Below are 11639 nucleotides of genomic sequence, written 5' to 3' on the forward strand. Positions count from 1 at the left end.
AAAGAGGTCAACTATTCCGCGCTTGCCGCATAGGTATGTAATACACTTTTTAACGCTATAGGAGAGCAAGTAGGAGCGCAAGAGGAGGCAGCGAGCAATGGATATTTTTGAGCGAATAGCTTCGTATCGGGCTGAGAACGACCGTTTGGCGTGGAGCGGGACCTTCAAGCAATATATAGAACTTTTGAAAAAAGACCCCTCTCCCGCAAAAACCGCTCACTCCCGCGTTTATGACATGATCAAGTCGCATGGCGTAGAGGACATAAACGGACGCAAACGTTATAAGTTTTTTGAACAAGAGATTTTTGGACTTGATCGTGCAGTCGAAAAGTTAGTGGAGGAGTATTTTCATTCTGCAGCACGCCGGCTAGATGTTCGTAAACGGATTCTGTTATTGATGGGACCTGTCAGTGGGGGGAAATCGACCCTAGTCACGCTGTTAAAAAGAGGTTTGGAACAATACTCGCGGACGGATGCGGGTGCGGTATATGCGGTTGAGGGCTGCCCGATGCATGAGGATCCACTACATTTGATCCCCCTGGAGCTTCGTCCAGAGATTGAAAAAGAACTCGGTGTGCGTATTGAGGGCAACTTGTGCCCATCCTGCCAGATGCGGCTGAGAAATGATTATGCCGGAGATATTGAGCAGGTTAAAGTGGCTCGTGTCATTTTGTCAGAAGAAGAGCGGGTAGGGATTGGTACTTTTAGTCCATCCGATCCGAAGTCGCAAGATATCGCCGATTTGACAGGAAGTATCGACTTTTCGACCATTACTGAATTTGGTTCGGAATCCGATCCACGCGCTTACCGTTTTGACGGAGAGCTGAACAAAGCTAACCGTGGGCTGATGGAATTTCAAGAAATGCTCAAATGCGACGAAAAGTTTCTATGGAACCTGCTGTCATTGACGCAAGAAGGCAATTTCAAGGCTGGCCGGTTCGCGCTGATCAGTGCGGATGAAATGATCATAGCTCACACCAATGAAACCGAGTATAAGTCGTTTATTTCTAATAAAAAGAATGAAGCGCTCCAGTCCCGTATGATTGTTATGCCTGTTCCGTATAACCTCAGAGTATCGGAAGAGGAAAAAATCTACGCGAAGCTGATCGCCCAGAGTGATATGAACCATGTGCATATTGCGCCGCATGCGCTGCGTGCCGCTGCTATTTTCTCGATCCTGACCCGTCTGAAAGAAAGTAAAAAACAAGGCATGGATCTGATCAAAAAGCTTCGCATGTATGATGGTGAAGAGGTCGAAGGCTACAAAGAAGCAGATCTCAAGGAGATGCAAACGGAGTATTTGGATGAAGGCATGTCCGGAATAGATCCGCGGTATGTTATCAACCGGATTTCCAGCGCTTTGATCAAAGGTGATCTGCAGTGCATGAACGCACTGGATGTGTTGCGTGCAATTAAAGACGGCCTGGATCAGCATCCATCGATTACAAAAGAGGAGCGGGAGCGTTATTTGAACTTCATCTCCATTGCCCGCAAAGAATATGACATTTTAGCTAAAAGCGAAGTGCAAAAGGCCTTCGTCTACTCCTTTGAGGAGTCCGCCAAGACATTATTTGAGAATTATCTCGATAATATTGAAGCCTTCTGCAATTGGTCCAAAATCCGCGATCCGCTGACGGATGAGGAGATGGAGCCGGATGAGCGGTTAATGCGTTCGATTGAAGAGCAAATCGGTATCTCTGAGAATGCGAAAAAAGCGTTCCGGGAAGAGATCCTGATCCGGATTTCCGCGTATTCACGCAAAGGGAAGAAATTCGAGTACAACAACCACGACCGCCTACGGGAAGCGATTGAGAAGAAGCTATTCACAGATCTCAAAGATATCGTCAAAATCACCACCTCGTCCAAAACGCCGGATGAAAGTCAGCTTAAACGGATCAATGAGGTGTGCGCTAGACTTATTGATGGGCATCACTATTGCCCAATTTGCGCTAATGAGCTGCTGAAGTATGTGGGCAGTCTGCTTAATCGGTAAAAGAATACAAGTAAATTTGCGGACCACCATTTGGTGGTCTTTTTTTATGTGATAGATATTTTTTACGTGTATCAATACGTGAGATTGTGTGGAATTAGGCTTTGGTCGCGCGTCCGAAAAGTAATGCATGAACCATGAAAAGTAGCAGGGGGAGCCGCCCTTACAGGAAAAAACTGCAAATGTACATTATTATATATGGCAAAGCTCTTTAAATTAGTAATTCCTGCAAATCTGCAGTTTTTTTGTGGTGTAAGTCACTTTCAAACCCCAAGTAGGGAAAATTCCTGTATTTTTGCAGCTTTTGAGCTAGATGAGGACGATATCCATGTAAAAAGCTGCATATTTGCAGGTTTCTATGATAGCTAACTAAAGAAAGTGTTAGATCATACAGCATCATACAGCTCAGCAAAACAGGAACAATCCTACTCGCTTGCAGTTGATATAATGAAATCACCGTACGGGGGAAGGCTGGTGCTGCACTTGAATTACAGTAAAGATATAGAGAAGTGTGTTGAATATATTGAAGCTCATATCAAAGAAAATATAACAGTGGAAGAAATAGCCGCTGAGGTTGGATATTCGGTGTATCATTTTTGCCGAGTGTTCAGCTTATGCAAGGAAATGTCCGTGATGGAATATGTGCGGAGCCGGAAATTATCTTTAGCGTCCATTGAATTGTTTGCCGGTAGAAGAATCATTGATATCGCGCTGGACTATGGTTTTGAGACACAAAGTGGTTTCACTAAGGCCTTTCGCAAGGCTTTTGGCTATAGCCCGACACAGTATGCCGCACGAATGGACGGATTTACTAAAGGAAAAACACTAATTGAAATCGGAGGTTTTATAATGAACCCTGTTATTGTTCGCAAGCCTGCATTTAAGGTCGCTGGGTATGGGATCCAAACTAATGTTGCTGGAAGTATGTACACCAAGGATATTGCATCTTTTTGGAGTCATTATGAGGGTGAGAATCTGGAGTCCAAAATGTATAAAATACTAAACCCGCCTAAACACGGAGAAGTCGGCTTATGTATTCCTTCCTCAGATAATGGTAATGCGACTTATCTTCTAGGTGTTATTGTAGAGGACTACTCCAAGGTGGAAGATGATATGTTGACGATGGATGTGCCAGAAGCCGAATATGCTGTGTTCACAACGCCGCCAGTGGATACATCAACGGATACAGAGCAAATACAGTTTGCACAGGTTATAAAAAGCACATGGAAGTATATCTTCGAAGAATGGTTTAAGGATAGTGGCTACGATTATGATGATAGTAAACTGGATTTCGAATTCTATGATGAACGCTGCCACTCGCGTCCGGATACGGTGATGGAGATCTATGTTCCTGTGAAAAAATCGACCGAATGATGTGTAAGGGCAAATGCTGCTCGGTGATGATCGTAACTTCGGGGAATGTTTGGACTTTCGGTCGCTGTTGTCTCTGGATTTATTGATTATTCCTTAGCGGATTAAATCCAGAAACAAAGGCGAACGCTACGCTCCTACAGTTCCAAACTTCCCCTACGTTACTTTTACCTTTGCAGCATTTGCAAAGTTCAATTATTCAGTCGATACGGGGTGTCGACGTAAGAAGGTCCGCAGCGGGTTATACGCTGCGGGCTTTCTCATTTATTGCAGGAGGATTGACGCTTATCCCCTCCCGTAGTCTAATAGATTAAATAGACGTGTAACTTGATAATCTCGGGGAGTGAAACAGATGATTAGAGAAGCAAAAGTAGAGGACTGGAAAGACATATCCGAATTATTAGAGCAGTTGGGTTATCCAGAGACAGAAGCATTCATGCAAGAAAAAATAGAAAAGCTAGTCCTACATCCGGATGAGGAATTATTAGTTTTCGAGGAAGATCATAAAGTAGTCGCCTGCATTTCCATGCATTACATACCTCAATTAGGGCTCACAGGGGATACTGCAATTATAAGCTATCTTGTGGTAAGTAATGCGATTAGGAGCAAAGGCATTGGACGGATGCTTGAGGAATATTGCACTGATTTAGCTAGAAAAAGAAACTGTGACCGAATTCAAGTTCATTGCCACTCTAGAAGAACTGATGCGCATAGATTTTATGCCCGACAAGGATTTACTGAGGCTCCGAAATATTTTTCAAAGATGTTAAATGAATCCGAATAATCAACAGACCAAATAAAGAGCGGCAGACCAGGGACGTACTATGCGCCCAGTTCTGCCGCTTTATTTTTCAAGCAATAGAGCACTTTTCACTTATTCCTCTTTTAAATAAACTTCCGCTGCACCTTTTTGCCATCATACGAGAACCGCGCCTTTTTGTCCTCCACGACGGTCTGCAGATGAACGGTGCGCCCCCATAATGAGTAGATATGCGGGAGTGTATGCTCCAGGTACTTCAGGTCCAGCTCGATACTTTCATAGCGGTGGGTGATAAATAACTCGCCATTCTTCTCGAAGTCGGCATCCTCTATGACCAAGTAAGGTGACCCGCCATTGACTCGAGCGAGCACCAGTTGATCCCGTACATTTTCCCATGCTTTGTCGGTGATTTTCCATTCCGGACCTTTTTTCTCAAAAACATAAAGATCGAGGTCGTTCACCAGTTCTTTGGACAGATAGCTGCGGATAAAAGAGGTATCGGATTCCAACTCGCGAACCTCAAATATTTTCTCGCGGTCCCAGCGGCGTTCGATGTCTTCGAAGATTTTTAGACCAAGATAGTATGGATTCAGGCTTTGCCGTGAAGGCTGCACGACGGAGGAATTTAGTTTAGCGTATTCTACGGTTTCTTCTTCGGTCAGATCCAGTTCACGGACGATGCGCTGATGCCAGTACGAAGCCCAGCCTTCGTATTGCTAAGGTGCTTTGTTAGTCTTTTTTGTGGAAGTTTGTTTTGAAGAGGCTATTTGATTAAATGTTTCATTTAGCAACAGTAAATCATTATAGCTGTAATGTTCACCTAGATTCACACCATCATTATAATATTTCATATACATTTCATAGTCGACATTTCTTATAAAATAGAACAAAGCAAGTTCATAGTAATAACGTTGCCTTAAATCAATTTCTGAATCAGGATGGTCAGTATTAACTTTATCCAACGCCATTTCGTAATAGTATTTCCCTTGCTGTTCGCATATCTCCACATCCATGTCGGTATTTCTAAAATACCAAAGGCCCTTCGTAGCATATGCGAATGAATCACATTTATCATATGACAAACATATCTCTAAAAATTTCATGGAAGCGTCAAAAGAATTATTAACAATAAGTGTGTGGGAAACTGAATTCAGGTATTCAGTAAAGGAATAAAAAAGTTGATGATTATCGCCTTTAAGATAGCTATTCAAGGAGTTTGGTTCAATTTCGATTACACCCGCAACATCAAAAGCCTTTGATAAGTCATCTGATTCTGTCAGTAAATTATATAAATCGTTTTCATTTAAGTTGCTAATATTTTTAAATATTTCCATTAATTCGAAACCTTCATGTCTCGGAGACTTTTCATCATCAATATCGACATGAAAATTTAAAATAAAAGTGTTAGAGTTACCTTTGAAAGCCTCTGAATTGATTTGCATAGAGAAAGGCAAGTTAAGGAGTGTTGACTCGAACCCAAAGTTAACTCTAAAATAAATTTTATATTGATCAATAACAAGATTAGGGAATTTTATTGTGAGTTTGAATTTTTCGTTTATATCGCTTAGAAGAGATTTAATTATCCATGCATTTCGATCCATTATTGAATTACTCATCTTATATATTGTTTCGATTTTTAATGAGTCATGGGTTTCAGCGCGAATTGTATATTTGGGATAAGAAACGCACAACTGTGGTATGTATTTGGGATTTCCATATTCACGATAATTGTTAAAAATTTGATCGCAAAAACGGTCAAAAACTACAATTAAATCATTTTCAGATAACACTTGGTGTTTAGCGGAATCTTTATTAACCCACAATGTCCATCTTCCATCATTGTCTAGCTTAACATTTACATTTACTGGTAGCGGATCGAGCAGTTCATAAATATAGTATTCAGCTCTATTTGTAATACTATGAGTAAAGTTTATTGATGAAATGATATCATCGTAGCAAAAATCACTATCTAAATGTAAAGCAGTCATAAAAAGGTATGAGTTATTTTCAGAATTCAACAGTTCTTTGATATCAGATTGAAAATATGTCTTTTCTATAGTAACTGTATGTTGATTAATAGGACTTTGTTGACTTATGGGATTTTGAAGGTTCTTTTTTGATTCTATATCATCAATAATTATTTCTTCTTTCTTGGCAAATGATGTGAATTCACAAAGTTTATAATATTGTTGGATAGCGTTTAAAAGCAAACTAATTTCTCTTGTTGAAGTTTTTATTTCAAAATCGTAATCATAGTCAGCAGTTTGTCTTAACCAATATAGTCTTAGAGCAATAATAAAAAACGACCAAGTTATTCGCTCATTCATTGCTGTAGTTTCAATGAATGATTTATATGCAAATGCTATTGATGCTTTCACCTCTAATTCTTGTTTATATGCCTTATCTTTAGTCCTATTTTTTAAGGATGAATTAATAAAGTTTTCTAAAGTATCAATGTTATCAGTTGAAAATTTCTCCCCGAATAATTCCTTGTATAGATAATTTATGTAAGAATTCAGATAACCTGAAATGCTCGGATCTATATTTAACAAAACAAGGGGAACTATTTTAAAAGGATTTGCAGAATTTTTATTTCGTCCTGTACATAAATTATTTGTGTAATTTTCTTTGTTTATTTCATCAGTAATAAAAATGGGAAGGCTAAAATTCTTTTTGAAAATATCATTGAAAAAAAGTTGGCTTGTGAAGTGATCTACTTCATTAAAAGTTACATTGTATTCGTCAACACCATTTTTTTCTGACAGGAATTGATACATTTTTCCTGTAGTGAAGTTATGAAATGAATAATATAAAAGAGAAACAGTAGCACGAAGATCTTTTCCTAATAATCTTGAGGTTGAAAGCTCAATTTTTTCTATTGAATTACTTATATAAATTTCAGATCGTTGAGCAATTAATTTATAGATTCTTTTTTTATTAAGTTCAGCTATTTCAGCTGATAATTGTGGAAAAAAAGTAATTAAATTATCAGATATTTCAAGTACTGCTTTCTTTGGATTTATAAGCTTTATGTAATTTCTTCCGATGTAGTGTTCGGGGTAATCATTATGAAACTCTTTTATTATTCGTAGCCTAGCATGCCAACTTAATTCCTTCATTTTGAAAATTGTAGCATCATTTTCGTTGTTATAGGATAAAATTTCTGCCAATATAATCACTCCCTTAACATAATCCAGTATTCTTAAAGTATTCGGTGAAATTCGCCAAATTCCTTTAATTTACAACATAAGGATAATGTCAATGCTAAATATGAAGTTGAATTGTTTATAATCCATTCAGCTCTATATCCAACTCCCCCTCCCCCAAAACCGTAACTTTCTCAACCAACGTCCGCAGCAGTACCTTAGCCTCCTCAACAGGCAACACATTAATCGCATCCAATACCGTCTTCATCTTGCTCTCAAGCATTTCCTTTAGCTCTTCCACCTGTATTTTCTCACCCTGCTCATTCGAACTTTGATTCTCCTGTACAATCTTCTCCATTCGCTGCTTCTCCTCGTTTAAGTCCTGCAATTCAATTAGTCCAGCAGTATAGGCTTCGACCTTTCGCTTATAACGGTTTTTAGCTGCTGTGATTTGTTGATCTCCACGATTGCTCTGGCTGCTACGGGCTTTCTCCACAAGCTGGGGAACCAACTCAAGGCTAAGTGAATTAGATAAACCTGCTAAACCCTGCAAAAACCAAGATTCCACTTCGTCGGCTTTGTACTGCTTACTTGTGCATGTTCCTTTGTTCTTATTCGCAGAACAGCGGTAGACCCGATAACGTCTGTCACGTGATCCTGACCATCCAATACCATCCCCGACCCGCAGTTTCCACATTTCAAAATGCCTCCAAGCAGGTGCGGGCTGGTCTGGGCGCGGGGGGGCGATGCTTGGTCTGTTCATTTTGATCTGCACTCTTTCCCAAGTGTTTTTATCGATAATTACGGGTAGGCAATCATCAATGACAATCCAATCCTTATCATCCTTTATGGTTCGTTTCTTCTTGCTTGAATCTACACGATTCCATACGAAAGTCCCTTTATAAACAGGGTTGGTAAGCAGCAGTTTAACTGAACGAATGGACCATTCTTTGTTGTGCCTGGATGGGATGCCATCTTCGTTCAGTTGTCTGGCAATTGCGAAGAACCCCATTCCCTGATTGAGGTATAGATCATACATCTGTCGTACAATTTTTGCTTCGGGCTCATGGATAATAAGTACTTTATCTTCCAAGCGATATCCGTACGGACTCTGGGTCAGCCATTTGCCCTGGTTGGCAGCGTGGAACATATTATCCAGGACACGTTCTCGAATTCGCTCCCGTTCAAATTCCGCGACAGCACCAAGCACTTGAAGCGTTAAACGGCCTGATGGTGTGTTCGTATCAAACGATTCACTGATTGAGATGAACGCGACTTGATGCTGCTGGAACATATCGATCAACGTAAGCAAATCTAGCAGTCGGCGGCTCATCCGATCCAGCTTGGTGACCATGACTTTCGAAAAGTCCTCTATGTTAGTCATGAATTGTTTGACTTGAGGGTACTCTGTGCTTATAGCGGAGTAAACATCGGCAATAGTATTAATTATCTATTCTAACTCGCGCACGATTTGTTTTGTTAGAATGAATCCTAGTTCATAATTAATATTACTAAGGAACTAAAAGGGGAATATCTAATCTGAAATAGACTCAAAATCCCATATACTGTATCTTAATAATAACGAGGTGAATTTTTTACTAGGAATATAAAATATAATTGGTGGAATTCCACATTAACTTGGAGGTCAATTTTGGATAATTTAAAATCTCAATCTGGAGGATATAATTTTGTGCGAGATGGAAAGGAAATAATACTTGAACGAGGGGGGGAGGAGAATCAAGTATACATATTTAAAGTTGCGTCTTTAAGTTTTCATAAAGCTATAATAGGAATATCGGAACTAAAGGCATTATGTAAATTTAGTAGTAACGAAATAGCAGGAGGATTTAGGATAAGTAAGGCGATAAACACATATTATGTGATCTATCATTTAATTACCTTCTGCATGTTAATGGATGAGAATTATAACATTAAGATAAAAAAGAAGATTGTAAATGATATTATACAGTTTGAAATTGATGAAAGTGAACTAAATTCAGATGATGAATCTCCTGAAAGGTGGAATAAACAAGGGGATCTAGAAAAAGATATTGCTTCTATGATATCACATACGGATATCAAGAATTATTGTAAATTTATTCGATCACTGAAAAATAAATCGATGATGGTTGAGCTTTTTTTTGATAATTTTTTAAAAGAAAAAAATCCGAGATTGTATTTATATGAAAAAGTTTGTTATGTTCGAGACCGTGTAGTTTACCGACCTACTATAGTGATAAATAGCATTAACGGGGGAATTATTCAGACTTCGGCTGACGCAAGGGAAGAAATAGATCAATTACCAACTTGGGATAAATTATATGATTTTATTGAAGAATTGCATAATATGTTTATTTCTGAAATGATGGTTGGTGACAAAACAGTAAATGTTTTTTTTAGATATCTATGGGTAGCATCATTCGTATATGAGGATAAAGATCAACTGTATTCTTATGGTTGGAGCGAAGCAGATATAGAGAAATACAAATCTATTGTACCTTATAGTGATCTAGCATTTGATGCCTACTTAAGCCATCTTGTTGAAATATCTGAAGTGGAAAGAGTGAAATGTGACTACCATGAGTTATGGGAGCCCTTGAAAGATAGATATTTTGAAGCATTTAATAAGCGGAGAAGTAATAAAAAAAGATGTGTTGAATAAAAGTTCTACAGATCATGAGATTAACACAGTATATGAAGATGATTTTTTATACACAACTCTTTTGCGCAATAAGGAGAGCCCTCTAAATGTGACGACTCTCCTTGAATTATATAATTCGAAATTCTGTAATGAATTCCCGTTTATATGTCTTAATAAGTGTTATCTTATTTCATTCCTCTTTTAAATAAACTTCCGCTGCACCTTCTTGCCATCATACGAAAACCTAGCCTTTTTGTCCTCCACAACGGTCTGTAGATGAACGGTCCGACCCCATAACGAATAGATGTGCGGGAGCGTGCGCTCCAAATACTTCAGATCAAGCTCGATACTTTCGTAGCGGTGGGTTATAAATAACTCCCCATTCTTCTCGAAATCGGCATCCTCTATGACCAAGTAAGGAGAGCCGCCGTTGACGCGGGCAAGAACCAGTTGATCTCGTACATTTTCCCACGCTTTGTCGGTGATCTTCCACTCAGGGCCTTTTTTCTCGAATACATAGAGATCTAGATCATTTACTAGCTCCTTGGATAGATAACTGCGGATAAAAGAGGTATCCGATTCCAGCTCGCGTACCTCAAATATTTTCTCGCGGTCCCAGCGGCGTTCGATGTCTTCAAAGATTTTCAAACCCAGGTAGTATGGATTCAGGCTTTGCCGTGAGGGCTGCACGACGGAGGAATTCAGTTTAGCGTATTCTACGGTTTCCTCAACGGTTAGATCCAGTTCGCGGACGATACGCTGATGCCAGTAGGAAGCCCAGCCTTCGTTCATGATCTTCGTCTCCATTTGTGGCCAGAAGTAGAGCATTTCATCATGAAGCATCGTCATAATATCGCGCTGCCAATCCTCCAAGACGGTGGAATATTGCTGGATGAACCAGACAATATCTTTTTCCGGCTCAGGTGGGAACGCACGATTTCCGGATGCTGCTTCCTGTGGTCCAGAATTGCTCTTGTCTAGATTCCATAACTCGTCGTACGGATTAGCTGGTTTGGAGCCACCCGGAGGGGCATCCTTGAGTTCTTTCATTTTGGCTTCCAGCAGATGGGTCTTACCTAGCTTGCGCGGCTGAATCAGGCTGGGATCTATATGCTCTTGAATGGCCAGCACGGAATCGATGAAGCGCTCCACTGCATCGGTACCGTAGGTTACTGAATAGCCGGCGATCCGATCCGCTGTAGCCGACATGCTCTCGACCATATCCCGGTTGGACATGGAGAAACGCATGTTATTTTTGAAAAAATCGCAGTGCGCCAGCACGTGAGCTACGATCAGCTTGTTCTGAATCAGCGAGTTTCCGTCGAGCAGGAAGGCATAACAAGGGTTGGAGTTAATGACGAGCTCGTATATTTTACTCAGCCCGAAATCGTATTGGGATTTCATTTTGTGAAATGTTTTTCCGAAGCTCCAGTGACCAAATCGTGTCGGCATTCCATAAGCGCCGAATGTATAAATAATATCTGCAGGGCATATTTCATAACGCATGGGATAAAAATCCAAGCCGAAGCCAGTAGCTATTTCCGTAATTTCAGCAATCGCCCGCTCCAAAGCATTAATTTCTTCGCTTGGCATGATTCTGTGCTCCCTCCTATAATTCTGTAGATCCAACCTGAATAAACCCTCACGAAATGGGGTTTGGCTTCATATAGATGGGTCGATCAATGTAGTTCATATTATGTATATGGGTAGGGGAGGGGCAATATGACGGGA

Annotated in this window: 7 protein-coding genes and 1 pseudogene; 4 read left to right on the top strand and 4 right to left on the bottom strand. The window is 40.0% G+C overall.

Features of this window, described 5'->3' with window-relative positions; genetic code table 11:
• Positions 1-97: 97 nt before the first annotated feature.
• The 3 genes from MKY99_RS08325 to MKY99_RS08335 all read left to right on the top strand — a co-directional run bounded on the left by MKY99_RS08325 (position 98) and on the right by MKY99_RS08335 (position 4145).
• Positions 98-1993: a PrkA family serine protein kinase gene (locus MKY99_RS08325; protein WP_042186251.1), complete on the top strand. Its 1896-nt coding sequence runs from the start codon at positions 98-100 to the stop codon at positions 1991-1993.
• A 444-nt stretch (positions 1994-2437) separates the two neighbouring features.
• A complete protein-coding gene (locus MKY99_RS08330) occupies positions 2438-3364 on the top strand; it encodes an AraC family transcriptional regulator (protein WP_231573406.1) in 927 nt (308 codons plus the stop codon).
• Positions 3365-3713: 349 nt separating this feature from the next.
• Positions 3714-4145, top strand: a complete 432-nt coding sequence (locus MKY99_RS08335) for a GNAT family N-acetyltransferase (RefSeq protein WP_234529879.1) — start codon at positions 3714-3716, stop codon at positions 4143-4145.
• 101 nt (positions 4146-4246) lie between these two features.
• On the opposite strand, the pseudogene MKY99_RS08340 reads toward MKY99_RS08335, so the two are convergent.
• The 3 genes and pseudogenes from MKY99_RS08340 to MKY99_RS08350 all read right to left on the bottom strand — a co-directional run.
• Positions 4247-4831: pseudogene (locus tag MKY99_RS08340) on the bottom strand (SpoVR family protein); the annotation flags it as partial.
• A gap of 6 nt (positions 4832-4837) precedes the next feature.
• Positions 4838-7291 (bottom strand): hypothetical protein, encoded by a 2454-nt coding sequence (locus tag MKY99_RS08345; RefSeq protein WP_339269843.1) that lies wholly within the window; start codon positions 7289-7291, stop codon positions 4838-4840.
• 115 nt (positions 7292-7406) lie between these two features.
• Positions 7407-8717: a recombinase family protein gene (locus MKY99_RS08350; RefSeq protein WP_339271552.1), complete on the bottom strand. Its 1311-nt coding sequence runs from the start codon at positions 8715-8717 to the stop codon at positions 7407-7409.
• A gap of 201 nt (positions 8718-8918) precedes the next feature.
• Here MKY99_RS08350 and MKY99_RS08355 point away from each other — a divergent pair, with 201 nt between their 5' ends.
• Complete coding sequence (locus tag MKY99_RS08355) at positions 8919-9929, top strand: hypothetical protein (protein WP_339269845.1); 1011 nt, start codon at positions 8919-8921, stop codon at positions 9927-9929.
• Positions 9930-10109: 180 nt separating this feature from the next.
• On the opposite strand, the gene MKY99_RS08360 is transcribed toward MKY99_RS08355, so the two are convergent.
• On the bottom strand, positions 10110-11501 hold the full coding sequence (locus MKY99_RS08360) for a SpoVR family protein (protein ID WP_339269847.1): 1392 nt from the start codon (positions 11499-11501) through the stop codon (positions 10110-10112).
• Between the last annotated feature and the right edge of the window lie 138 nt (positions 11502-11639).

This window comes from Paenibacillus sp. FSL R5-0470 (assembly GCF_037975205.1).
Lineage (GTDB): Bacteria > Bacillota > Bacilli > Paenibacillales > Paenibacillaceae > Paenibacillus_AQ.